This is a genomic window from Pseudoxanthomonas sp. 97-1-1 (assembly GCF_057773125.1).
Window position 1 is genome coordinate 214782 of record NZ_JBYMTJ010000003.1, and the last position, 24039, is coordinate 238820.

Genomic DNA, 24039 nt, shown 5'->3' on the forward strand with positions numbered 1-24039 from the left:
GGCCGGGATGGCGACATCCCGGCCCTTCTCTTTCGTGTGCGTGCGCGCCATTCCGCGATGCTGGCCTGCAGCCGGCGACCCGCCGGCTTCCGCCACATGGAAGGCCCCGCGCGGACGCGCGGGGCTGATCCATCCTCTGCTCAGACCAGCGAGATCGTCTTGTTCTTGCGTTCGGCCAGGCGCTTTTCCAGGTAGTGGATGTTCTGGCCGCCGGCCTGGAATCCCTGGTCGCGCATGATGCGCTGCTGCAGCGGGATGTTGGTCTTGATGCCGTCGATGACCATCTCGCTCAACGCCACGCGCATGCGGGCGATGGCGGTTTCGCGGTCAGGACCGTGCACGATGAGCTTGGCGATCATCGAATCGTAGTTCGGCGGCACGCGGTAGCCTTCGTAGATATGCGTATCCACGCGCACGCCCGGTCCACCCGGCGGATGGAAGTGCTGGATCAGGCCCGGGTGCGGCATGAAGGTGTCCGGGTCTTCCGCATTGATGCGGCACTCGATCGCATGCCCGCGCAGCACGATGTCGGACTGCTTGATGGTCAGCTTCTGCCCAGCCGCGATGCGCAGCTGTTCGCAGACCAGGTCGATGCCGGTGATGCGTTCGGTCACCGGATGCTCCACCTGGATGCGGGTGTTCATCTCGATGAAGTAGAAGCGGCCGTCCTCGTACAGGAACTCGAACGTGCCGGCACCCCGGTAGCCGATGCGCAGGCAGGCTTCCACGCAGACCTTGCCGATCTCCGCGCGCTGTTCGTCGGTGATGCCGGGAGCGGGCGCTTCCTCCACCACCTTCTGGTGGCGGCGCTGCATCGAGCAGTCGCGCTCGCCCAGGTGGATCGCGTTGCCCTGGCCATCGGCCAGCACCTGGATCTCCACGTGACGCGGATTCTCCAGGAACTTCTCCATGTAGACCTCGCCGTTGCCGAACGCGGCCTTGGCTTCGGACTTGGTGGTCTCGATGGCGGCCTTCAGCGCGCCCTCGACATGCACCACGCGCATGCCGCGGCCGCCGCCGCCGCCCGCGGCCTTGATGATCACCGGATAGCCGATCTCGCGCGCGATCTTGGTGTTGGCCACGATGTCCTCGCCCAGCGGCCCACCGCTGCCGGGCACGCACGGCACGCCCGCCGCCTTCATCGCGCGGATCGCCTCCACCTTGTCGCCCATCATGCGGATGGTGTCGGCCTTGGGGCCGATGAAGATGAAACCGGACTGCTCCACGCGCTCGGCGAAGTCGGCGTTCTCCGACAGGAAGCCGTAGCCCGGGTGGATGGCCTGCGCGTCGGTCACCTCGGCGGCGGCGATGATCGCCGGGATGTTGAGGTAGCTGTCCTTCGATGCAGCAGGGCCGATGCAGACGGACTCGTCCGCCATGGCCACGTGCTTGAGGTTGCGGTCGACGGTGGAATGCACGGCGACCGTGCGGATGCCCAGGGTGTGGCAGGCGCGCAGGATGCGCAGCGCGATCTCACCCCGGTTGGCGATGACGACTTTGTCCAGCATGGCGCGGACCTCAGCCGATCACGAACAGCGGCTGATCGAATTCGATCGGCTGGCCGCTTTCGGCCAGGATCGACAGCACGGTGCCGGAGACGTCGGCTTCGATGGGGTTGAACATCTTCATGGCTTCGATGATCGCCAGCGTCTCGCCGGCCTTCACCGACTGGCCGACGGCGACGAACGCGGGCTTGTCCGGCGACGGCGACGCATAGAAGGTGCCGACCATCGGCGCACGCACCACGTGGCCGTCCGGCAGGGCGTTGCCGGCCTTGGCCGTGCCGCCGGTGGAGGCTTCGGTGGGCGAGCTCATCGGCATCGGTGCGGCGGGGCGCGGTTCGGCGTAGGCGGCGGGGGCCGGTGCCGGCACGGCATAGCCGCCCTTGGGCGTGCGCGCCAGGCGCACGGATTCTTCGCCTTCCTTGATCTCGATTTCGGCCAGGTTCGACTCTTCCAGCAGGTCGATCAGTTTCTTGATTTTGCGGAGATCCATGGGAGCCTCGTGGTTGAACGTCGTTCCCCGCGGGGAACAGAGGAAAGTCAGGCGGGCAGCCGCAGCAGGGCGGCATCCAGCGCGTAGCGGTAGCTGTCCGCCCCGAAGCCGCAGACCACGCCGACCGCCTTGTCGCTGACGTAGCTGGTGTGGCGGAACGGCTCGCGGGTGTGCGGATTGGACAGGTGGACTTCGATGTAGGGCAGGGCCACGGCCGCCAGGGCATCGCGGATCGCGACCGAGGTGTGGGTGAAGGCGGCGGGGTTGATCAGGATGAAGGCGGTGCCGTCGGTGCGGGCCGCCTGGATGCGGTCGACCAGCGCGTGTTCCGCATTGGACTGGAACGTCGCGAGTTCATGCCCGGCGGCCTGCGCCTGTGCCGTCAGTGCCAGGTCGATGTCGGCCAGCGTCGCGTGGCCATAGACCTCCGGCTCGCGGGTGCCGAGCAGGTTGAGGTTGGGGCCATGCAGGACCAGCAGCTTCGCCATCGACGCCTCCAGCGGAAGGGCGGCAGTCTGCTTGAAGCCGGCGATGCTGTCCAGTTCGCCGAAGTTTGCCTTGTTTTAAGCGATTGTTTGATTTCGGGGCTACCCATCTCGGATCAAGGACTTGCAAGGGGGAGCAAACCGCGACGGCGCGCGTGCCGAACGGTGGTCACGCCACGATGGCAGCAGGTTCGATGAACTTCCCGGCGGGAGCCTAGTCCACCCACCCGCTGATCTCGCCGTGCTGGAAGGGCCCGACCTTCTGCCGCTCGATCCTCCCGTCTGCGCCCACCAGCACGGTGTACGGCAGCACGCCCTTGGCGTTGCCCAGCCAGACGCTGGCGTCGGCCGGACCGGGCGTGTCCAGCACGATGGGATAGCCGACCGGCACGCGCGACAGGAAGTCCTGCACGCCCTCAGGCGTGTCCAGCGCCAGACCCACCACCTGGACGCCCCCGGTTCCCTGGGACGTGGCGAAGCGCTGCAACTCGGGCATCTCCTCGATGCAGGGCCCGCACCAGCTGGCCCAGACGTTGATCAGCAGGCGCTTGCCCCGATAGGTGGCCGCGAGATCGACGATCTTTCCATCCAGCCCCGGCAGCGCGAGCGCCGGCATGGGATCGCCGATGCCGGCAGGCGTGACGCCTTCCGGAGGCCTGGGGGCGGTCGCATTCACCGCGGCGTGCAGGGCGCGCTCGCCGGGTCCGGTCCGCCACAGCGGATTGCCGTTGAACCACAAGCTGGCCACCAGGCCCAGGCCACCGGCGACGAGGGCGACGGCCAGGATGCGCGGCGTGGTGACCTTCATCGTGCCGCCCGTTCGAACGCCTGGCGCATCGTGTCGTGGGTCAGCACGGTGGGCAACACCTCGCCCTCGCCACCGTTGCGCGGATACATCACGTACAGCGGTACGCCGACGGCCGCGTGCTGCTCGAGGAACGCGGTGATCGCAGGGTCCACGTTGGTCCAGTCGCCGGTCATCATCACTGCGTCGTGCCTTGCCAGCAGGTCGCGGAATGCGCCGGTATTCAGCACGGCTTTTTCGTTGGCCTTGCAGGTGACGCACCAGTCGGCGGTCATGTCGACGAACACGATGCGGCGCTCGGCACGCAACGCTGCCAGACGTTCCGCCGAATAGGCCACGTGGCCGTCGGCGGTCGGTGCCGCCGCAGCCTCCGCCGGCAGCCGGTGCACCATCGCCAGCGGCACCAGTGCGGCGACAGTGAGCACGAGCGCCGACACACGCTGCAACGGCGCTGCGGCGAAGCGCACACGCTGGAACCACCACAGCCCCAGTGCCAGCAGCACCAGGCCGGTGAGCGCCAGGCCGACCGCGTCGATGCCGCGCTGATTTCCCAGTACCCACAGCAACCACACGGAGGTGAGGTACATCGGGAACGCCAGCACCTGCTTCAGTGTTTCCATCCAGGCGCCGGGCTTTGGAAGGCGATTGGCCAGCGCGGGCACGAAGCCGATCAGCAGGAACGGCAGCGCCAGCCCCAGTCCCAGCACCGCGAACACCAGCAGTGCCAGCGGTGTCGGCGCTGTGAAGGCGTACGCCAGCGCGACGCCCATGAACGGTGCGGTGCACGGGCTGGCGACCACCACCGCCAGCACGCCGGTGAAGAAATCGCCTGCCGCGCCACTGCGCGACGCCAGGCCGTGCCCGGCGCCCGCCAGCCGATGGCCGATGGCGAACACGCCCGACAGGCTCAGGCCGACGGCGAACATCACATAGGCCAGCAGCCCGACCACCCACGGCTGCTGCAACTGGAATCCCCAGCCCAGCGCCTGGCCAGCCGCGCGCAAGGCTATCGCCAGCGCACCGACCGCCACGAAACTCACCAGCACGCCGGCGGTGTACCAGAGCGCGCTGCGGCGCGCCTGTCCGCCGCTGCGTCCGCTGTCGGCCAGTGACAGCGCTTTCAGCGACAGGATGGGCAGTACGCAGGGCATCAGGTTGAGGATCAATCCGCCGAACAGGGCCAGCGCCAGCGCCGCGAGCAGGGATGTGGCGCCGCGCTGGTTGCGTGCCAGAACCTCTTCGGGAGGACGGGTGCGTTCCACGTCGGCTGCGGTCGTTGCGGGCGTAGCCGGCGCGCTGGCGGTCGCATCGCCCGGTATCGCCGTTGCTGGCAGCGGTGCGACGGCGGCGGGTGCGGGCACGTCGGGTGTGCTGGCCGGCGTGGCCGCGCCGGCCGGGATCGACAGCGTCACCCGTCGCGTCATCGGCGGGTAGCAGATGCCGTCGGTCTGGCAGCCCTGGAAGGTCACGCGCAGCGTGGCCTGCACGGCCTTGGGGTGCTCCCTTCGCAGCGGCACCGGCACTTCGGCCTGCTCGAAGTAGACCGTGACATCGCCGAAGTGCTCATCGCGGTGGGCCTTGCCGGCCGGCCAGCGCGGTGCCTGCAGCGAGACGCCAGCGGCGCCTTCCAGCGCCATCGAGGTACGGTCGCGGTAGACGTAATAGCCGCGTGCCGGCGTGAAGCGCAACAGCAGCTCGTTGCCATTGAAGGCGATCGCTTCGAAGCCGAATGCTTGTTCGGCCGGCAGCGGCAGGGTATCCATGCCCGCCTGCGGTCTCTGCCCCAGCAGTCCACCCGTCAGCGCACCCGCACCGAGCGGTACGAACGCCTCGCCCGCAGCGGCCGGCAGCGCGACCTTCACTGTGCGTGTCTGCGGCGGGTAGCAGATGCCGGCGTCGGCGCAGCCCTGATACTTGATCTTCAAGGTAACGCTGTCGGCGTCGGACGCAGGCTGGCCGGGCAGGGCGGCGATCAGTTCGCCACGATACGTCTCGACGTCGCCGAAGAATTCGTCGCGATACGCCTTCCCCTTGGGCAGCTGCAACGGCTGCGCCGCGAAGCCGGCGCCCGCCTCCACGCTGGTGCGGTGACGATAGAGGTAGTAGCCGTCGGTGATCTTCCAGCGGATCTCGATACGGTCCCGCGCCGGTGCAGTGGCCGTCAGCACGAAGGCCTCGTCCACCGGCAGCAGGTCGTCCTGGGTGATCGCCGCCGATGCAGCGGGTGCCACCACGGCGAGCAGGGATACGGCCAGGAAGGCGAACAGCATGCGGATCAGCGTCATCGGGTCTGGGTCTTCAACTCGAGGGGGCGCCATCGGCCCGGGTTTCAGCGGCGACCCACGCCAGGTAGGCGGGCAGGCCGGTGGCGGCTTCGACCGCCAGGATCTCCGGCAGTTCATACGGGTGCAGTTCGGCCAGCCGCGCCATCAGGGCGTCGCGCCGGTCGGCGGGAGTCTTGGCCAGCAGCTGGACCTCGCTGGCCTGTTCCACCTGGCCCTGCCAGCGGTAGGTCGACACCATGCCGGGCAGCACGCTGACGCAGGCGGCCAGGCGCTCGTCCACCAGCGCCCGTGCCAACCGCTGGGCGGTGTCGGCGTCGGGACAGGTCGACAGGATCAGGAAGACGGGCATGGGGTATCGATTATCGCAGACCCGGTCCGGGCGCCCCTGCGACCGATATGTACACCCACCCCTTGAAACCGCGCCGGGCACCCCGATATCCCTCGCATCCCGGCCCTGTCGGGTTTTTGTGCCCCTGGCGTTGGCAGTCTCCCGTGGGGAGTGCTAAAATCGCCGCCCCTTTCCCAGTCCAATCAATCACTTAAGAGGATTGACATGAGCAATATCAAGCCGCTGTACGACCGCCTGGTGGTCAAGCCGATCGAAGCCGAAGAAACCTCCGTCGGCGGCATCATCATCCCCGACGCCGCCAAGGAAAAGCCCACCAAGGGTGAAGTCGTCGCCGTCGGCGAAGGCAAGTTCATCGACGCCACCGGCGGCGTGCGCGCCCCGAAGGTGAAGGTCGGCGACAAGGTGATCTACGGCCAGTACTCGGGTTCGCCCTACAAGTACGAAGGCGTCGAGTACAAGATCATCAAGGAAGACGACGTCCTCGCGATCCTCGGCTGATCGCGCGTGGCGGCTCCGCGCCGCCGCCCACGTCACCGCATTCCTCCTGATGGCGGGCCTGCCCGCCTCACGAACCACACTCAATACTCCTGGAGTTGCACATGGCAGCCAAAGATATCCGTTTCGGTGAAGACGCCCGTACGCGCATGGTGCGCGGCGTGAACATCCTCGCCAATGCCGTCAAGGCCACCCTCGGCCCGAAGGGCCGCAACGTCGTGCTCGAGAAGAGCTTCGGCGCCCCCACCATCACCAAGGATGGCGTGTCCGTCGCCAAGGAAATCGAACTGGCCGACAAGTTCGAGAACATGGGCGCGCAGATGGTCAAGGAAGTCGCTTCCAAGACCTCCGACAATGCCGGTGACGGCACCACCACCGCCACCGTGCTGGCGCAGGCGTTCATCCGCGAAGGCTCCAAGGCCGTCGCCGCCGGCATGAACCCGATGGACCTGAAGCGCGGCATCGACCAGGCCGTGAAGGCTGCCGTCGAAGAGCTGAAGAAGCTCTCCAAGCCCACCGCCGACGACAAGGCCATCGCCCAGGTCGGCACCATCTCGGCCAACTCCGACAGCAACATCGGCGACATCATCGCCGAGGCCATGAAGAAGGTCGGCAAGGAAGGCGTGATCACGGTTGAAGAAGGCTCCGGCCTGGAGAACGAACTCGACGTCGTCGAGGGCATGCAGTTCGACCGCGGCTACTTGTCGCCGTACTTCATCAACAACCAGCAGTCGCAGCAGGTCGAATTCGACGACCCCTTCATCCTCATCCACGACAAGAAGGTCTCCAACGTCCGCGAACTGCTGCCGGTGCTGGAAGGCGTCGCCAAGGCCGGCAAGCCGCTGCTGATCGTGGCCGAAGAAGTGGAAGGCGAAGCCCTCGCCACGCTGGTGGTCAACACCATCCGCGGCATCGTGAAGGTCGCCGCCGTCAAGGCGCCGGGCTTCGGTGACCGCCGCAAGGCCATCCTGGAAGACATCGCCACGCTGACTAACGGCACGGTGATCTCCGAGGAAGTCGGCCTGCAGCTGGAGAAGGCCACCATCAACGACCTGGGTCGTGCGAAGAAGGTCGTGATCTCGAAGGAGAACACCACCATCATCGACGGCGCCGGCGATGCCGAGCGCATCCAGTCGCGCATCAAGCAGATCAAGGCGCAGATCGAAGAGACCTCGTCGGACTACGACCGCGAGAAGCTGCAGGAACGCGTGGCCAAGCTGGCCGGCGGCGTGGCCGTGATCAAGGTCGGTGCCTCGACCGAGATCGAAATGAAGGAAAAGAAGGCCCGCGTCGAAGACGCCCTGCACGCCACGCGTGCGGCGGTGGAAGAAGGCGTGGTCCCGGGCGGCGGCGTCGCGCTGATCCGCGCGCTGCAGACCATCGGCAACCTGAAGGGCGCCAACGAAGACCAGAACCACGGCATCCAGATCGCCCTGCGCGCGATGGAAGCCCCGCTGCGCGAGATCGTCACCAACGCCGGTGAAGAGCCGTCGGTGATCGTCAACCGCGTCAAGGACGGTTCGGGCAACTTCGGCTACAACGCCGCCAACGGCGAGTTCGGCGACATGATCGAGTTCGGCATCCTGGACCCGACCAAGGTCACGCGCTCCGCGCTGCAGAACGCCGCTTCGATCGCAGGCCTGATGATCACCACCGAAGCGATGGTGGCCGAGGCTCCGAAGAAGGACGAGCCGGCGATGCCGGCCGGCGGTGGCATGGGCGGCATGGGCGGCATGGACTTCTAAGTCCCGCTTCCCGCGTCACCGTTCCAGGAAGGGCCCCGCAGCGATGCGGGGCCTTTTTGTTTTTCCGCGATATGCGCACCGCGACACCGCAACAAGCGTTCCGGCAAAGCCGCGCGCGGGACACCTCTCTGCCGGGCCGGCTCCGTAGCGTACGAACTTCGGTGCTTAACGATGTTTTCACCGAACACGACGCGAACGACAGCCATCGGAGGAGAGGGATTCGAATGAAACGACATGCATTGCGCGACGCGATCCGCGTCGCCCTGGTCGCGTGCGCGGCCACCGCAGCGGCGGCCCACGCGCAGGAGGCGCCGGCGCCCACCACATTGGATCGCATCGAGGTGACCGGGTCGCGCATCCGACAGGTGGATGTGGAGACGGCCGCTCCGGTGCTGGTGATTTCGCGCGAGGAGATCCAGAAGCAGGGCTTCAATTCCGTCGCCGATATCCTGCAGAACATCACCAGCGCGGGCAGTCCGGCGGTGAGCCGCATCACGCCGCTTGCCGCGGGCGAGGCGGTGGGCGGCGCGTACATCGACCTGCGCAACCTCGGCCCCAACCGCACCCTGGTGCTGGTCAACGGGAAGCGGCTGGGCATCACCACCGGCGGCTTCCAGGACCTCTCGCAGATTCCGGCGGCGATGATCGAACGGATCGAAGTGTTGAAGGACGGCGCATCGACGCTGTACGGCTCCGATGCGATCGCCGGCGTCGTCAACCTCATCACCCGGCGCAACATGGACGGCATGCAGGCCAGCGTCTATGGCGGCCAATACTCGCAGGGCGACGGCCAGCGCACGGTACTGGACCTGATCGCCGGTTTCAGTGGCGACCGTGGTTCGGTGACCGTCGGCGCGGAGTACACGGAAGAAGATCCGGTGTGGGCCACCGATCGCTGGTTCTCGGCGAGCCGCTTCCCGATGGGCGAGGGCAGGGTACCGAGGCCGGGTGGTGAAAGCGGAACCACGCAGTACGGTCGCCTGATCGTCCCCGGGCGCGGCAACTTCACGCTCCGGCGCGAGACGCCCGGACTCGATCCGCGCGACCTGGACAGCTACCGCGCGCTGGACGACACCGACTTCTCGCTGCCGGTCCAGCAGTCCACGCTGCTGGCGGGCATCGAACGCAAGTCGGTGTTCGTCAACCTCGACCACGCGCTCGGCGACCGCATCCGCTTCGCCGGCGACATGCTCTACACCGACCGCGCCTCGTTCTCGCGCAATGCGGGCTATCCATACTCGTCGCAGGCGTTCGATACGCCGATGTCGATCGACAGCTACTACAACCCCGTCGGCAACCAGAGCGGCGACGCGGATCCCACCGCGGTGCACTTCACCCGTCGCGGCTGGGAAGTGCCGCGCGAGAACCGACTTTCGCTGACCACCTATCGCTTCAGCGGCACGCTGTCGGGGTACTTCGACCTGGCCGGCCGCAGTTGGGACTGGGACGTGGGCTACCTCTACAACCAGAACAAGGGCGTGCAGGTCGGCACCGGCAACCTCAACCTTGCCGCCGTGCGGATGGCGGTGGGCCCTTCGTTCCTCAACAGCCAGGGCGTGGTCCAGTGCGGCACGCCGGACAACCCGGTTCCGCTGGGCACCAGCCAGGGCGAATGCACGCCGTGGAATCCGCTGTTGCCATTCGGTTATGGCGGTCCGGGTGACGGCTCGGCGACGGACCCGGCCGTCAGGCAGTTCATCTTCCCGGTCGGTCAGGCCGTTTCGATGACGAAGACGCAGGACTATTTCGCCAACATCACCGGCACGCTGGCGACGCTGCCGGCCGGCGACCTGGCGGTCGCGCTGGGCGTGGAGCACCGCAAGGAATACGGCGAATTCTCGCCCGATGCGTTGGCCCAGTCGGGCGGTTCCACCGATCTCGCGGCCGGGCCGACGGCGGGCGGCTACAGCCTCGACGAAATCTACGCCGAGGTGCAGGTGCCGCTGCTGTCCGAGGTGCCGCTGGCCCGCGAGCTGACGTTCAGTGCGGCGACGCGGTACTCGGACTACGACACGTTCGGCGACACCACCAACAGCAAGCTGGGCCTGAAGTGGAAGCCGGTGGATTCGTTGCTGGTCCGCAGCACCTGGGCCGAGGGTTTCCGTGCGCCGGACGTCAGCAACTTGTACGGCGGCGCTTCGCAGACGTTCTCGTTCTACACCGATCCCTGCGACACCTCGTTCGGCGCCGCGCGCGGCAACGCGCGTTGCCTGCAGGACGTGCCGGTCGACTTCCGCCAGCCCGCCAATGACGCCGACGGCATCGCGGACGGTCCCGGGACGCAGACGCCGATCCCCTTCGTATCGGGTTCGAATCCCGACCTCACTCCGGAAACGTCCGAATCGACGACGCTGGGCGTGGTATTCAGTCCATCGTTCGCGCCGGGGCTGAACGTGTCGCTGGACTGGTGGACGATCCGCATCGAGAACACCATCGTGGCCGACACCGAGACCCAGGTGCTGGACGATTGCTACCTGCGGGGGATCGAGGCGCGTTGCAACGCATCGACGGGCTCGCGCTTCGAACGTGATGCGGCCACCGGCGAGATCCTTTCGTTCACCACTACGCCGATCAACGTGGGCCATGTCGAGACCGAGGGTTTCGATTTCGATGTCAACTACCGCCGTACGACACCGTGGGGCATCTTCAGTGCCAGCTGGCTGAGCACGTACATCAGCAAGCTCGAACTGAAGACCGACGACCTGGAGGACAATCCGCCGCAGCAGTTGAATGGCATCGCGACGAGCATAGGCAGCAACTTCCGCATCCGCTCCAACCTCAATCTGGGCTGGGAGCACGGGGCATGGGGCGTGTCCTGGGGGATGCGGTACTACGCGGGGGTGAAGGAGCGCTGCGTCTTCGACGACATCTGCAGCCTGCCGAACTACCGCGCGCCCTGGACGGGCGGCGAGATACTGCGGATGCACGAGCGACCTTCCACGACCTTCCACGACGTGCAGGTCCGCTACCAGGCGCCCTGGAACGCGACGATCTCGTTCGGGGCCAACAACGTGTTCGAGCGCTATGGGCCGCCGATGTACTCGCAGCCTAGCTCGGGCTACTCGTATTACGGTGGTTACGACATTGGACGGTTCGTCTACCTGAAGTACCAGCAGAAGTTCTGAGCCGTCCGCAGCGGTTCGGCCGGCCGCGTCCATGAGGGCGCGGCCTTTCCACGTGCGAAAAAAGCGCACCGGGGAGAGAGACCCGGTGCGCAGTCGCGTGCGACGCATGTCGTGCCGCCCGTGTTGCGCGATGCACGTGGGTGGCGGTGTCCGCCGTCGTGATGTGCGGGTACGCCTGTCGCGCTTCGGGATGGTGATGGCTCAGCGGGCGCCGCCCGCGGTACGGAAGCGGGTCGCGGTGACCCCGGTGGCGCGTTTGAACGAACGCGAGAACGCATGCCGACTCTCGTAGCCTACGCTCGCGGCGATCTCGCAGATCGCCAGCCGGCCATCCTGGATCAGTGCGCAGGCACGCAGCAGGCGGGTCTGGGTGAGCAGGTCGTGGGGCGTCATCCCGAACACGTCACGGAACGAACGCAGGAAATGCGAGGGCGAGTAGCGCGCAGCCTCGGCCAGGGCGCGAAGGTCGTGCGCATCGAACGGGGCGTTGAGGATGCGGTTGCGCGCGGTCAGCAGGCGTGCCACGACCGCGCGCCGATGCCGTTCGCTGCGACCGTAGGCGCGCTCCACCCAGTCCGCGGCGCGTGCCTGCGCGTTGCGCGCTGCCAGCATCACGGCGGCCAGTTCGCGCCCCGATTCGCGGTCGCAAGGATGCGGCGCGCATCGCAGCAATGCGGAGAGTCGCTGCAGCATCGGGCGGTCCATGGGCAGTACGGCGGGTAGCAGCAGTGGCGTCGCCAGGCCGCGACGCTCTGCAGGCTCGGACAGCGCCTGTGCCCAGTGGCTGGGCGCGTGCACGAGCACCCAGTCCGCGCCGGGCCCGGCGAGCAGGCGCCTGGGCGCGTCGCCCGGCAGCGCCAGGAACCGGCGGCCGGCCAGCCGGAATACCCCGTCGTCGGTCTCGACGTCCGCCTCGCCGCGCAGCGCGATGACCAGCGTGCAGCCGCTGCACGCGGGCGGCGCATGCATCCCGCGGCCACCGCGCAGGCAGAGGCCCGTCATGGCGTCGCCGGCATCGTGGCCGGAACTCCTGCGCGCGTGGCGGAATCGCATGATGCAGGCAGGCGCCACGTCGTGGCGGCGCGCCGGCACCATGTCAGCTGAAGCCGTAAGGAAGATTGGGCGATGACACGACCTTGTCGCCGATCGCTTCGCCTTCCAGGAAACGCACGCAGTCGCGCAGCACCGTCGGGTCGTTGAGGACGCCGTGGTGGCCGAGGTCGAGCGTGGTCAGCAGGCGCGCAGCAGTGAGGTGCCGGGCGAAACGCTCGCCTTCATCCCAGGGCACTTCGTCGTCGAGCAGATCGTGCACGACCAGCACCGGGATGCCGATGGCCGGTGCGATGCGGTGCGCCTGCAGCGCATCCAATCCTTGGCCAATGCGGGATTCGAGCAGCGCCAGGATGCGCGCGCCCACGCGCGGTCCCATGCCGGAACGATCCACGAAGCGCTGCAACGCCGCGCGAGGATCGGCCTGCGCGGAGACCAGGATCGCCCGCTTCGCGCGCAGGCCCTGGTGCAGCGCGAGCACCACCGACATGGCGCCCAGCGAATGGCCGATGACCGCGGCCGCTTCGCCGCAGCGGCGGCCGACCTCGAGCATGTCGCCCGCGGTCTCCAGCAAGGTGGACGTTTGCGTGGCCACCGTACGGCCCTCGCGGGCGAAGGCGACGACGGCGTACCCGTGCGCCGTCAGCGCGCGCACCCAGCCGGCCATCGCCTCACGGCCCGTCGCGTCAAGCGGCGGTAGCAGCACATACGGCTGCCGGTGCGGATCGCCCCAGGACACTACCTGCAGGCACCGGCCGCGCAACGCCAGTGTTTCACGGCGTTCCGGGCAGCCTTCTACGTATCGCGGACAGCCGGCGAAGCCGGTCTCGTCATCGAGCTGCAGCAACCCCCTGCGTGCGGCGTGGCGCGGTGCGAGCAGGCCGATGAGACATTGCACCGCACGCGTCCACGGGTTGAAGGGGGTCGGAGGCCTGGGTTCGGTATCGCCGCCGCGTGGAGCGGCGGCGGACGGGGAGGGAACGTCGGTCAGCGGTTCGGCGGCGTGCGTGGCGTGGCGTGAAAGCAGCATGGAAGTCCGGTCTCTGCGTGAGGGTTCACAGAGACAAGCGCTTTCCTGCCGTGCTCACTGACACGTCCCGACGATGCGGGGCGAAACGATTCAGGGCGCGTTGGCCATCGTGACGAAGGAGGCGGTCGCCAACGCAATGCGGGCAGGATGGTTGGCAGGAATGTCCATAAGGTCCGCAAACGCCAGGCCCTCCCGGCGCGTGCGTGCGGCTGCCTCGGGACGCCCATTGCGCGCATGCAGCTGCGCCAGCGTGGCGTACCACGCGAGCAGGTCGTGCGGGAACGAGCGCGGACGGTCGCCGATCCGCAACGCTTGATCGATCATGGCGATCGCCGCCGCGTCCTCCCCCTGCCGCGCATGCGCAAGGGCGCGCACGTACAGGGCGTTCGCCGACAGATACGGCTCGTGTTGTGCGTCGACGCGCCGCTGCAGGTCGATCGCGTGTTCCCGCAGGTCATGATCGAGGCCAGCCACCAACTGCAGGCGGAGGACGCGCAGTTCGGCGTCGAGACGCTGTTCGTGCGTGGGTGGCAGCACTCTGTCCAACTGGGCCCGCGCCTCATCGGCCAATGTGCGCGCACCGGTCAAGTCGCCGCGCAGTTCCTGGATGCGGGACAGCTTCGCCAGCGAGAACCCGATGCCCGGCGCGCGCTCGCGGCCGATCGCATGCTCGATGGCCATGGCTTCGCGCAGCAGCGGTTCGGCCTCGTCGAGGCGACCCAGCGCAAGGTACACGCCGCCGAGATTGTGCACACGCGGCGCGACGTCCGCGTTCGGTTCGCGATAGATGCGGCGCGCGATGCCGACGGCTTCACGGAGCGGCGCCTCGGCTTCCGCCATCTGTCCAACCGCCATCAGCGCGATGCCGTAGTTGCTGAGCCGTCGCGACGTCTCCGGATGTTCATTGCCGTATGCCGCGCGCGTCAACGCCAGGGCATGCCGTTGCCAGCGCACGGCCTGGTCGGCCCGGTGCGCGCGCGTGTACGCGGTACCCAGCGCGCCGTAGCTGCGGACCAGGCGGGGATCGCGTGGCGGCAGGCGTGCCTGCTGGATCGTGATGGCGGCCAAGTGGTCGGCGATGGCGGCCTGGTGCTCGTCCATCTCGCTGCGCACGATCGCGCGGCGGTGGTAGGTGAGGGAGGCGGCGAGCCCCTGCGGATCGACGCTGCGCTGGACCGCGAGCGCTTCGTTCAACAACGCGAGCGCCGCGGGATAGTCCTTCTCGCTGGACGCGAGTTGTCCCTGCTGGCTGAGCGCCATCCCGAGCGCGGCGTGGTCGCGCGCGGGCAGTGCGCGCGCGATGGCGACGGCGCGTGCCAGCAGCGGACGTGCGTCGTCGTAGCGGGACATCTCGTCGTAGATCCGTGCGATCACCACCAGCATCTCGACCTGCAACGCTGGCGAGGCCACCAGATCGGTGCGTGCGCGTTCGGCCCCACGCTGCAGCAGGGTGGCGGTATCCGGCAGCGACGCGCGCGGACCTCGGGGGGCTTCATTCTCGAACAACTGCACGAGCAGGTCGCGCACGGCATTCGCACGCTGTGCTTCATTGCGCGCACGCCAAGCTTGCTCCTGCGCTTCGGCCGCGGCCATGCGCGCGGTGTGCGCCTGCCAGAGTGCAGCCGACAGACTGGCGAGCACGGCGACCATCAGCATGGCCGCGACGGCGACGCCACCGCGATGGCGGCGGGCGAACAGGCTCATGCGATGGAGCGGCGACGGCGTCCGCGCGCGGACAGGCTCGTGGCGCAGGTGGTGTTCGAGATCCTCGGCCAGGTCGCCTGCCGATGCGTAGCGACGGGCGGGCTCGGCCGCGGTAGCCTTCGACAGGATCGCGCCCAGATCGCCCTTCGGCAACGCATCCTGGCGCGCACTTTCATCGGGGCGCTCGCCGCTCAGCAACTCCCGCATCAGCACGCCCAGCGCGTACACGTCCGTGGCGGTGGTCACGGCAGCGCCGGTGTACTGCTCGGGTGCTGCGTACCCCGGCGTCAGCCCGATGGCGGTTGCGCCTTCGCCGTCGCCGGTGGCGTCGATCAGGCGCGCGACACCGAAATCCAGCAGCCGCGGCGAGCCGTCGGTCGTGACCAGGATGTTGGAGGGCTTGAGGTCGCAATGGACGACCAGTTGCCGGTGCGCAGCGTCCACCGCGCGGCAGACGTCGCACAGCAGCTGCAGTCGTGCAGTCCGGTCCAGGTTGCGGAGTTCCGCGTGGCGGGTGATCGGTAGCCCGTCCACGTGGTCCATGACGAGATAGGGCACGCCTTCGTCGGTGACGCCGCCGTCGATCAGGCGCGCGATGGCCGGGTGCGTGAGCGCCGCCAGCGTCTGCCGTTCGCGGCGGAACAGCTGCTGCTGCAGTTCGGAATACGGTCCGCGCCGCAGCAGTTTGACCGCGACGCGTTGCTGGAAATCGACATCCTCGCGTTCGGCGAGGAACACGGTGGCCATGCCGCCCTGGCCCAGTGGACTGATCAGCCGGAAGTCACCGATGCGCTCGCCGATCCACGCCTGCGGTGGGCGGATGTCTTCCGCCTTCAACGCCTCGATCAGAGCGGCGACGGGTGTGTCGAGCAGGACGGGTTCGGTGCGTGCGTGGGCGGCGAGCAGCGCTTCCAGGTGGCGGCGGTCGGTCGGGTCGGGGCAGTGCCGGTCCATCCAGTCGCGCCGTGCCTGCGGGGGCAGGTCCACGACCGCATCGAACGATTGGCGCAGGGAAGGCATGGCGTGTGTCTGCGGGAAAGGGTCTGCCACCAAGCGACTTTCGGGGCCGGACCCTGACACGCCGGCGCGCTTACGCGGCCAGCTGGGCGCCGAGGAACGCCCGGGCGTACTGCCAGTCGCGGTAGACGGTGCGCACGCTCAGTTCGCAGAGCTCGGCGATGCGCTCCAGCGGCAGGCCGGCGAAGTAGTGCAGTTCGACGACTTCGGCGGCACGCGCATCGTCCAGCGCGAGGCGGCGCAGCGCCTGGTCCAGTTCCAATGCGTGTTGCGGATCGATCGTCACCTGGCCGGCCAGCGTGTCGCGATAGTCGGTGCGACGCAGGTCGCCACCGTGCTTGATGCGTGCGCGTTCACGCGCGCGGTCGACCAGCATGTGCCGCATGGCGCGCGCCGCATACGCATAGAACTGCCGCGTATGGGTGAATTGGGGCTGCTGGTGGCTCATCTGCAGGTACAGCTCGTGCACCAGCGCCGTGGTGTCCAGCGTGGCGCCATCGCGGGGAAATCGTTGCTTGTGCGCCAGTCGGCGCAACTCTTGGTAGACCTCGCCGAACATGTCGTCCAGCGGGCGGGGGGAAGCGTCGTTCGGGGGCATGACGATCCGGATATGGCGGAAGGGACAACGGGTCGTCGCCTTGCAACGACCGGCACCAGGAACCAACGCGCAAATCCCGGCGCACGGGCCACCGCCCGGCGGATACCGATCGTCGGGCGCGTTCAGCCCGCGATCGCACGCACCGCGCGCACCGCCTCGTCGACCTCCGCGGGCGTGTTGACCAGACTCGGCGCCAGTCGCGCGTAGCTCACGGCGTAAGGGCTGGTGCTGGCGATGATGCGTCGCGCGAGCAACTGCTTCACGATGTCGTTGGGCCGCACACCCTCGATTTCGAACGCGACCAGCCCCACCGACAACGCTGCGGAGCGAGGCGTGTGCACGTTCACCTTTGGTAGATCGGCCAGGCCCTGCTTCAGTTGATCGTTCAGTGCGCGGATGCGCGCCGCCACGCGCTGGCGCCCCATCTGCCCATGCATGCGGAATGCGGCCGCCAGCGCCCACTGGTGCTCGAAGGCGTGGAACCCGCCGGGCGTCATCCGCGCGGCATTGCACGGGCCGGCCGGTGCCCGGTCTTTGGTCCAGGCGACATAGCTCTCGAGTTCGGTGAAGTTGGGTACCAACGGCTGCAGGCGTGCCCAGTTCGCGGCGTTCGCCCACACGATGCCGGTGCCGCGTGGCCCGAACATCCACTTGTGCGTGCCGGCGCAGAAGTAGTCGGCGCCCATCTCGGCGATGGTCTCGTCCGCGGCGCCCAGTCCATGCACGCCATCGACCACCAGCCATGGGGCCTGCGGCAGGCCGCGCAGCATCGCGCTGATCTCGCGGATCGGCAGACGGATGCCGGTGCTGGAATGCACCCACGTCACGCCCACCACCTTCGTCTGCGGGCGGATGGCCGCTTTCAGGTTGCCGACGATCTCGTCCACGCTGGCGTCGCGCGATGTCCGGAACAGGGCCACCTTGCGCATCGACGCGCCGCAGCGCGCCGTCGCAAGCCGGATCGATTCATGGTGCGAGTAATGGTCGTGCACCGTGGTCAGCACCTCGTCGCCGGCTTTCAGCGGCAGGCCGTGATAGACCAGGGCCAGGCCTTCGGTGGTGCTTCGCGTCGTGCAGACATCCTGGCCTCGACCACCCAGGTACTCGGCCACCTGCGCGCAGACGTGCAGCGGAAGATTGTGCGCGTCGTCCTCGAACATCGCGCGCTCCACGAACAGGAACGGGTTGGCGTCCATCGCGCGCCGGTAGCCTTCCAGCGCTTCACGCACAGGTGCCGGATGACTGGCGATGAAGAACGAGGCGAAGTGGCGGTACGCCGGGTCCAGCGCGAACTGCGCGCGTACCGATTCCCAGGTGGAGAGGTCGGGCAGGGCGGGGGTCTGCGCCGTCACTGCCGCCAGCAGGCGCCCGGGCACCAACGTGGCGGCGAGCGCGGCGGGCGCCGCGAGCAACTGTCGGCGAGTCAGTTCCATGGAACACCTGCGCGGGTGTCGTCCTCGAAGCGGACATGCTGGCAAACGCGGCGCCCGTGGCCGGGCGGCCACCGCCGCTGGGCGGCGGGTCTGGGGGAACACGCTCCACGTTGCAGATGAAACATTCGCCATCGCCGGCATGGCGTGTTATCTCTAGCCGCGAATGAACACTACCCGCGCCCGCTTCTGGTTTTGGTATTACGGCTTTCCGATGCCAGCGGCGGAGGCGAGGTTGCATTCATTCTAGGCAAGACACCAGAAGAATCCCCTTGAAGCCGCCAGCCACCCTGGCGGCTTTTTTGTTGACCCGGAGAAACCCGATGGCCCCCCATACCGACGACCTGCGCATCCGCAAACTCGATGAGCTGGTGACGCCCGCCGCCGTGATCGGCGAACTGCCTTGCGACGACGTGGTGTCGCAGACCGTGTCCGATGCACGCGGCGCGCTGCACGACATCCTGCATGGCCGCGATGATCGCCTCATCGTGGTGATCGGTCCCTGCTCGATCCACGATCCTGCCTCGGCGATGGAGTACGCGAGCCGGCTGAAGCCGTTGCGCGACGCGTTGGCCGGCGAACTGGAGATCGTCATGCGCGTCTATTTCGAAAAGCCGCGCACCACCGTCGGCTGGAAGGGGCTGATCAACGACCCGGCGCTGGACGGCAGCTTCGACATCAACCGCGGCCTGCGCCTGGCGCGCCGGCTGTTGCGCGACATCAATGCGCTGGGGTTGCCGGCGGGGTGCGAATACCTGGACACCATTTCGCCGCAGTACATCAGCGACCTGGTGGCATGGGGCGCGATCGGGGCGCGCACCACCGAAAGCCAGGTGCATCGCGAGATGGCCAGCGGGCTGTCGTGCCCTGTCGGGTTCAAGAACGGCACCGACGGCAACGTGAAGATCGCGGTCGATGCGGTGGGTGCGGCCTCGCATCCGCATCATTTCCTGGCCGTGACCAAGGAGGGGCGTTCGGCGATCGCGGCCACGGCGGGCAATCCCGACTGCCACGTGATCCTGCGCGGCGGGAAGACGCCGAACTTCGACGCGGCCAGCATCGAGGCGGCGAGCCAGGTGCTGGCGAAGGCGGGCCTGCCGGCACGCCTGATGGTCGACGCCAGTCACGCCAACAGCGGCAAGAACCCGGACAACCAGCCTGCGGTCGTCGATGACATCGCCGCGCAGCTGCAGGCGGGCGAGCAGCGCATCGTCGGCGTGATGGTGGAGAGCCACCTGGCGGGTGGGCGCCAGGACCTGGTCGATGGCCAGCCGCTGACGTACGGGCAGAGCATCACCGATGGATGCCTGGGATGGGAGGCATCCGTGCAGGTACTGGAAAGCCTCGCCATCGCCGTGCGCCGGCGACGTGCACAGCGCGAGGTATCCGCAGCAGCCTGAGTGCGGGCTCCCCGGAAGTGACTTCCGGCAGGTCGAAGAGATGACGGCTGGCAACTGACCGGTCGCAGGGCGGTGGCGACACTGGCAGCACGTTCCTGCCATGCACCGGAGTCCGCCATGCACCGTTCCGTCTGTCGTCCGCTCTGCCTCGTCGCGCTGCTGATCGCCACCATCGCACCGGCGCAGGCCGCCGACCTCACCGTCACCCTGCGCGGCGTACGCGCGCAGACAGGATTCATCAAGCTGGCGGTCGTCGACAGCCAGGCCGGCTGGGACGGCCAGGCGCCCCCGGTGCAGGGCGATGGCGCGCCGCCGCGCGGCGACACCTCCACCTTCGTCTTCAAGGACCTGGAGCCCGGCACATACGCCGTCATGGTCACCCACGACGAGAACGGCAACGGCAAGCTCGACAGCAACATGATCGGCATGCCGACCGAAGGCTACGGCTTCAGCAACAATCCGCGCGTGATGCGCAAGCCGACGTGGGACGAAGCCCGCTTCGACATCGGCGCGCAGGATGCCGCCATCGACATCGCGCTGCACTGAGGAGCGATGCCATGGACCGCCGCCGCTTCCTGCACAACCTCCTGTCCGGCGCCACCGCGCTGGCCGTCGCCCCCGCCTTGCTGCGCGGCCAGGACGCCTTGGCCGGCGATCCCGCCCGCTTCGCCGCCGGCCTGCGCGAACGCCCGTGGCTGGCCGGCTGGAAGTCGGTGCAGTCCGAAACCCTGGGCCCGGAAAACGTGCGGATCGAAGGACGGCTGCCGGCGGGCTTTGGTGGCACGCTGTACCGCAACGGCCCTGCATGGACCGAGCGTGCGGGGTTCCGCTACGAGCACTGGTTCGACGGCGACGGCATGGTCCACGGATGGCGCTTCAACGGCGACGGCACGCTGACCCACCGTGCCCGCATGGTGGCCACGCCCAAGTTCACCCGCGAGCAGGAGGCAGGGCGTTTCCTGTACCCCGTCGCCGGCACGTCCGTTCCGGACATGCAGCCGATCCGCAACAACGACGATGCGAACGCGGCCAACACCTCGGTGACGATGATCAACGGCCGCCTGTTCGCGCTGTGCGAGGCGGGCTCGGCGTTCGAGCTCGATCCCGACCAGCTGGCCACGCTCGGGCCGGTGACCTGGCGTCACGACCTGGCGGCGATCCCGTTCTCGGCACATCCGCTGGTGGATCGCGACGGTTCGGTGTGGAATTTCGGCTCCATCTCGATGATGGGCGGCAATGGCCTGGTGGTGTGGCACATCGGCCGCGACGGTACGCTGGCGTCGGCCGACGTGCTGGAGACACCCGTGCCCGGCTATCTGCACAGTTTCGCGATGACCGATCGCCACCTGGTGTTCGTCCTGATCCCGTTCCGCTACCTGGACGGTGCCGGTGCGTTCTTCGAGCGCCTGCGCTTCCGGCAGGACCAGCCGCTGCGCATCGCCGTCGTGGACAAGCATGCACCCGCGCAGGCGCGCTGGTTCGAAGCCGATTTCGCCGCGATCTATCATTTCGGCGATGCGTACGAGCGCGATGGCCGCATCGTGCTGCGCGCCGTGCAGCATCTGGATGTGGAAGAGGCACGCTCGCCCCTGAAGGCGGCAATGAACGGCGACGGCGATGTGCATGGCGGAAACGGGCCATTGCGTGAACTCGTGCTCGATCTGCGCCGCGGCGATGCCCGCTGGGAAGAGACGGGCATCGCGGGCATCGAGTTCCCCGTGTTCGATGCGCGCACGCGGTCTGCCGGTCCCGCGCGGCTGTATGCGCCCCTGCACGCGAGCGCTTCGGTTGCACCGTACTTCAATGGCGTCGGCGCTTTCGATGTGGCGCGTGACCGGCGCCAGGTACATGACTACGGTCGCGATGTGCTGGTGGAAGAGCACCTGTTCGTGCCACGTCCCGGCAGCACACGCCCCGACGACGGCTGGCTGGTCGGCACGCTGCTGGACGCCGCGCGTGGCCGCAGCGGCATCGCGGTGCTCGACGCGGGCCGCGTGGAAGCGGGTCCTGTTGCCCAGGCGTGGCTGCCGTACACCGTGCCGCTGGGCTTCCATGGCCACTTCGCCGCCGCTTGATCCCATGCGGCTGTTCTTGCCGGGACGTGGATGCGGCATCCTGTGCGGATGGAAAGGACATCCCGTCGCGGCACCCCCCTGCGCTGGCTGCGGCGAGGGCTGCTGGCCCTCGTCGCCCTCTATGCGCTCTATCTGCTCGCAGGCAACGTGTTCCTCAACACGGCACTGGGCGAAGCCACCCTGAACCGCAAACCGGAGCGTTTCCGGATGCAATGGGCGTCCGGCAGTACCTGGTGGCCGGGGCGGGTCAGCCTGACCGATGTCACCCTCCAGGGTCAGGCGCGGCGCATCGCCTGGGACGCACACGCCACACGCGTGGAGGGCCGCATCGCGTTGTGGCCGCTGCTTTCGCGACGGTTGCATGTGCCCGAGGTGCGCGCGGACCAGGTCCATGGCGGGGTCCGGCGTGTGGCAAGCGAGTTGGCGCCGCCACCGCCGCGCGCGGGCGGTTGGGAGCTCCAGTTCGACCGCATCGCCAGCGATTCGGTCCGCCGTGCCGCATTCGATGCATGGGTGCTCGAAGGCGAAGGCCGCGCGCAGGTCGGGTTCTACAAGCAGTTGCGCGGAGGACCAATGGAACTGATGCCGTCGACATTCGACATGACCGGCGCACGGGTGACGCGCGAGGGCGCCGAGGTGCTGCGCGAGGCGACCCTGCATGCAGGGTTCGCCCTTGATCGCCATCGGCGCGAGCAGGCCGCCGGGCTCGACAAGCTGCTCAAGACGCGGCTGGACCTGCGGCTTGGCGGCCGCACCTCAGGATTGAACGTGGCCGTCAGTCCGCGCGGAGAGGTCGCGGTCAAGCTGGTGCCGGGCGAGGGCAGGGCGGACATCGCCCTGGCCTTCGAGCGTGGCCTGCTCGCGCCGGGCGGCCGCGCGCAATGGACGATGGCCGTCGCCGGCAACGACATCACGGGCGCCGTGCGCCACGACATCCTGGGCATCGATGTGGCCGTGGACCAGGACATCGCGATCAAGGCGACCGTGCCGCCGCAGGCCGATGGCAGGCTGGCGGTGGAGGCGGATATGCGCCTGCGTGGCCGACGCGTGCCTTTGCGCGACTTCGCCGGTGTCCTGCCGCGCGCATCCGGACATGTGGCCGGGACCTGGCATTTCGATTCGCTGCGGTGGTTGTCCGGGCTTTTCCCGCAGGCGCCATGGCTGAAGCTCGATGGCGCCGGTGCGATCAGCGCCGACGTGCAGGTGGTGGACGGCAGGCTCGCGCCCGGCAGTCGCATCGAGGTGCCGGGCGTGGACGCGGTCGTCGACGTGATGGGCAACCGCATCCGTGGGCGCGCCCGCGCGGACATCCGGCTTGATGCCGGCGCTGGCGGCGAACTGCTGCCGCGGCTCAAGGCGGTGATGGAGACGTTCGACGTCGCGGCGGTGAAAGCGCCCGATAAGCCGTACGTGCGCGGGCGCAACCTGCGCCTGTCGGTGAATGCGGACGATGGCACGCGCATGCGCGAGACGCTGAAGGCGCGTGTGGTGTTCGACGATGCCACGGTGCCTGATCTGCGCGTCTACAACCCGTTCCTGCCGCGGCGTCACATGCGGTTCGACGGCGGTGCCGGCTACCTCAGTGGCGACCTGTCGCTGGATGCCGCCGGTGAGGTCGGGCATGGTTCGCTGCGTATCGCCGGGCGGGGCACGCGCATGTTCCTTGCCGGCATCCAGCTTCGGGGCGATGTCGATCTGGCGCTGCGCCTGCGCCGGGCCGACCTGAAGCGCCATCTGTTCGTGGCCGACGGCAGCACGCTGCAGGTGCGCAATGTCAGCTTCCGCGAACCCGATGGCGGGACCCGCGCGGGCTGGTGGGCCCGCGCGACGCTGGGGCGCGCGCGGCTGGACATCGATCGTCCGCTCAGCGCGGGCGGACTTGCCGACGTGACGATGAAGGACGTGGGCTTCCTGCTGGCCCTGTTCTCCCGCAAGAAGGAGTACCCGGCCTGGGTCTACCGACTGATCGATGCAGGCCAGGCGCGTGTCGATGGTCGCGTGCAATGGCAGGACGACGTGCTGGTCCTGGATCGCCTGCAGGCGCGCAACGACCGTTACGAAATGCGGGCACGGATGCGGCTGCAGGGTGCCCGGCGGCAGGGCGATCTCTACGCCAAATGGCGGGCGTTGAGCGTCGGCGTGGAATTGCAGGGTACCCAGCGCAAGTTCCACCTCGTCCGTGCCGGGGCCTGGTACGACGGTCGTCCCCACTACCTGGAATAGCCAGGTTTGCGCAGTCGTCGCGCGTCTGGAAACGGCGTCACCTGTTCAGGTAAATGCAGTGAAGAACGTAACCGGGATTCCGGCCCGCTGCCCCCGAATTGGTCTGATATCGGTAACACGCAGCAGGGGCGCGGGTTTGGCGCACGTTCATATTTGTGACTCGACGCAGCCGCGCGCTGAACCGTCCGGTTCTGTTTTGCAGTGCAGCGTGCAAGACGCGTAACGGAC

18 protein-coding genes are annotated in these 24039 nt (G+C 68.1%); 7 read left to right on the top strand and 11 right to left on the bottom strand.

Annotated features, from left to right (window positions below; genetic code table 11):
* Positions 1-140: 140 nt before the first annotated feature.
* From accC to cutA, 6 genes are all read right to left on the bottom strand, one after another.
* Complete coding sequence (gene accC / locus AC3DET_RS12810) at positions 141-1508, bottom strand: acetyl-CoA carboxylase biotin carboxylase subunit (protein WP_337731752.1); 1368 nt, start codon at positions 1506-1508, stop codon at positions 141-143.
* Between the two features lie 10 nt (positions 1509-1518).
* Positions 1519-1995, bottom strand: coding sequence for an acetyl-CoA carboxylase biotin carboxyl carrier protein (gene accB, locus AC3DET_RS12815; RefSeq protein ID WP_277727522.1), 477 nt, complete (start codon positions 1993-1995; stop codon positions 1519-1521).
* Between the two features lie 47 nt (positions 1996-2042).
* Entirely contained in the window at positions 2043-2483 is a 441-nt protein-coding gene (aroQ, locus tag AC3DET_RS12820) for a type II 3-dehydroquinate dehydratase (protein ID WP_488391878.1), read from the bottom strand.
* A gap of 211 nt (positions 2484-2694) precedes the next feature.
* Entirely contained in the window at positions 2695-3288 is a 594-nt protein-coding gene (locus AC3DET_RS12825; RefSeq protein ID WP_488391879.1) for a TlpA family protein disulfide reductase, read from the bottom strand.
* On the bottom strand, positions 3285-5570 hold the full coding sequence (locus tag AC3DET_RS12830; protein WP_488391880.1) for a protein-disulfide reductase DsbD family protein: 2286 nt from the start codon (positions 5568-5570) through the stop codon (positions 3285-3287). Before AC3DET_RS12830 ends, AC3DET_RS12825 begins: the two co-directional genes overlap by 4 nt.
* A 13-nt stretch (positions 5571-5583) precedes the next feature.
* Complete coding sequence (gene cutA, locus AC3DET_RS12835; protein WP_488391881.1) at positions 5584-5919, bottom strand: divalent-cation tolerance protein CutA; 336 nt, start codon at positions 5917-5919, stop codon at positions 5584-5586.
* A 204-nt stretch (positions 5920-6123) separates the two neighbouring features.
* On the opposite strand from cutA, the gene AC3DET_RS12840 reads away from it, so the two are divergent.
* The 3 genes from AC3DET_RS12840 to AC3DET_RS12850 all read left to right on the top strand — a co-directional run bounded on the left by AC3DET_RS12840 (position 6124) and on the right by AC3DET_RS12850 (position 11284).
* Complete coding sequence (locus tag AC3DET_RS12840; RefSeq protein ID WP_142126167.1) at positions 6124-6417, top strand: co-chaperone GroES; 294 nt, start codon at positions 6124-6126, stop codon at positions 6415-6417.
* A 101-nt stretch (positions 6418-6518) separates the two neighbouring features.
* Complete coding sequence (gene groL / locus AC3DET_RS12845) at positions 6519-8159, top strand: chaperonin GroEL (RefSeq protein WP_142126166.1); 1641 nt, start codon at positions 6519-6521, stop codon at positions 8157-8159.
* Positions 8160-8377: 218 nt separating this feature from the next.
* Positions 8378-11284 (top strand): TonB-dependent receptor plug domain-containing protein, encoded by a 2907-nt coding sequence (locus AC3DET_RS12850; protein ID WP_488392154.1) that lies wholly within the window; start codon positions 8378-8380, stop codon positions 11282-11284.
* Between the two features lie 201 nt (positions 11285-11485).
* Here the strand turns inward: AC3DET_RS12850 and AC3DET_RS12855 are convergent, their stop codons facing one another.
* From AC3DET_RS12855 to AC3DET_RS12875, 5 genes are all read right to left on the bottom strand, one after another.
* Positions 11486-12286 carry a helix-turn-helix transcriptional regulator gene (locus AC3DET_RS12855; RefSeq protein ID WP_488391882.1) on the bottom strand — a complete coding sequence of 267 codons (801 nt, stop codon included), beginning with the start codon at positions 12284-12286 and terminating at the stop codon, positions 11486-11488.
* Positions 12287-12380: 94 nt separating this feature from the next.
* Entirely contained in the window at positions 12381-13364 is a 984-nt protein-coding gene (locus AC3DET_RS12860; protein ID WP_337731746.1) for an alpha/beta fold hydrolase, read from the bottom strand.
* 90 nt (positions 13365-13454) lie between these two features.
* Positions 13455-16088 carry a tetratricopeptide repeat protein gene (locus tag AC3DET_RS12865; RefSeq protein ID WP_488391883.1) on the bottom strand — a complete coding sequence of 878 codons (2634 nt, stop codon included), beginning with the start codon at positions 16086-16088 and terminating at the stop codon, positions 13455-13457.
* Positions 16089-16158: 70 nt separating this feature from the next.
* The gene (locus AC3DET_RS12870; protein WP_093301688.1) at positions 16159-16683 is read right to left on the bottom strand and encodes an ECF-type sigma factor; all 525 of its coding nucleotides are present in this window, start codon (positions 16681-16683) and stop codon (positions 16159-16161) included.
* Positions 16684-16805: 122 nt separating this feature from the next.
* Positions 16806-18116 carry an aminotransferase class V-fold PLP-dependent enzyme gene (locus tag AC3DET_RS12875; RefSeq protein ID WP_488391884.1) on the bottom strand — a complete coding sequence of 437 codons (1311 nt, stop codon included), beginning with the start codon at positions 18114-18116 and terminating at the stop codon, positions 16806-16808.
* A 320-nt stretch (positions 18117-18436) separates the two neighbouring features.
* On the opposite strand from AC3DET_RS12875, the gene AC3DET_RS12880 reads away from it, so the two are divergent.
* The 4 genes from AC3DET_RS12880 to AC3DET_RS12895 all read left to right on the top strand — a co-directional run bounded on the left by AC3DET_RS12880 (position 18437) and on the right by AC3DET_RS12895 (position 23811).
* A complete protein-coding gene (locus tag AC3DET_RS12880) occupies positions 18437-19513 on the top strand; it encodes a 3-deoxy-7-phosphoheptulonate synthase (RefSeq protein ID WP_446538383.1) in 1077 nt (358 codons plus the stop codon).
* A gap of 117 nt (positions 19514-19630) precedes the next feature.
* Positions 19631-20059 (top strand): DUF2141 domain-containing protein, encoded by a 429-nt coding sequence (locus AC3DET_RS12885; RefSeq protein WP_488391885.1) that lies wholly within the window; start codon positions 19631-19633, stop codon positions 20057-20059.
* A gap of 11 nt (positions 20060-20070) precedes the next feature.
* Entirely contained in the window at positions 20071-21588 is a 1518-nt protein-coding gene (locus AC3DET_RS12890) for a carotenoid oxygenase family protein (RefSeq protein WP_488391886.1), read from the top strand.
* Between the two features lie 48 nt (positions 21589-21636).
* Positions 21637-23811: a translocation/assembly module TamB domain-containing protein gene (locus tag AC3DET_RS12895; protein WP_488391887.1), complete on the top strand. Its 2175-nt coding sequence runs from the start codon at positions 21637-21639 to the stop codon at positions 23809-23811.
* The last annotated feature ends 228 nt before the right edge of the window (positions 23812-24039 follow it).

Bases quoted from the DNA above. Each gene is read 5' to 3' on its own strand.
- cutA (WP_488391881.1), bottom strand. From the start codon at position 5,919: ATGCCCGTCTTCCTGATCCTGTCGACCTGTCCCGACGCCGACACCGCC.
- AC3DET_RS12875 (WP_488391884.1), bottom strand. From the start codon at position 18,116: ATGGAACTGACTCGCCGACAGTTGCTCGCGGCGCCCGCCGCGCTCGCC.
- AC3DET_RS12895 (WP_488391887.1), top strand. From the start codon at position 21,637: ATGGAAAGGACATCCCGTCGCGGCACCCCCCTGCGCTGGCTGCGGCGA.
- AC3DET_RS12840 (WP_142126167.1), top strand. From the start codon at position 6,124: ATGAGCAATATCAAGCCGCTGTACGACCGCCTGGTGGTCAAGCCGATC.
- AC3DET_RS12860 (WP_337731746.1), bottom strand. From the start codon at position 13,364: ATGCTGCTTTCACGCCACGCCACGCACGCCGCCGAACCGCTGACCGAC.
- aroQ (WP_488391878.1), bottom strand. From the start codon at position 2,483: ATGGCGAAGCTGCTGGTCCTGCATGGCCCCAACCTCAACCTGCTCGGC.
- AC3DET_RS12855 (WP_488391882.1), bottom strand. From the start codon at position 12,286: ATGACGGGCCTCTGCCTGCGCGGTGGCCGCGGGATGCATGCGCCGCCC.
- AC3DET_RS12865 (WP_488391883.1), bottom strand. From the start codon at position 16,088: ATGCCTTCCCTGCGCCAATCGTTCGATGCGGTCGTGGACCTGCCCCCG.
- AC3DET_RS12825 (WP_488391879.1), bottom strand. From the start codon at position 3,288: ATGAAGGTCACCACGCCGCGCATCCTGGCCGTCGCCCTCGTCGCCGGT.
- accB (WP_277727522.1), bottom strand. From the start codon at position 1,995: ATGGATCTCCGCAAAATCAAGAAACTGATCGACCTGCTGGAAGAGTCG.
- accC (WP_337731752.1), bottom strand. From the start codon at position 1,508: ATGCTGGACAAAGTCGTCATCGCCAACCGGGGTGAGATCGCGCTGCGC.
- AC3DET_RS12880 (WP_446538383.1), top strand. From the start codon at position 18,437: ATGGCCCCCCATACCGACGACCTGCGCATCCGCAAACTCGATGAGCTG.
- AC3DET_RS12890 (WP_488391886.1), top strand. From the start codon at position 20,071: ATGGACCGCCGCCGCTTCCTGCACAACCTCCTGTCCGGCGCCACCGCG.
- AC3DET_RS12870 (WP_093301688.1), bottom strand. From the start codon at position 16,683: ATGCCCCCGAACGACGCTTCCCCCCGCCCGCTGGACGACATGTTCGGC.
- AC3DET_RS12885 (WP_488391885.1), top strand. From the start codon at position 19,631: ATGCACCGTTCCGTCTGTCGTCCGCTCTGCCTCGTCGCGCTGCTGATC.
- AC3DET_RS12830 (WP_488391880.1), bottom strand. From the start codon at position 5,570: ATGACGCTGATCCGCATGCTGTTCGCCTTCCTGGCCGTATCCCTGCTC.
- groL (WP_142126166.1), top strand. From the start codon at position 6,519: ATGGCAGCCAAAGATATCCGTTTCGGTGAAGACGCCCGTACGCGCATG.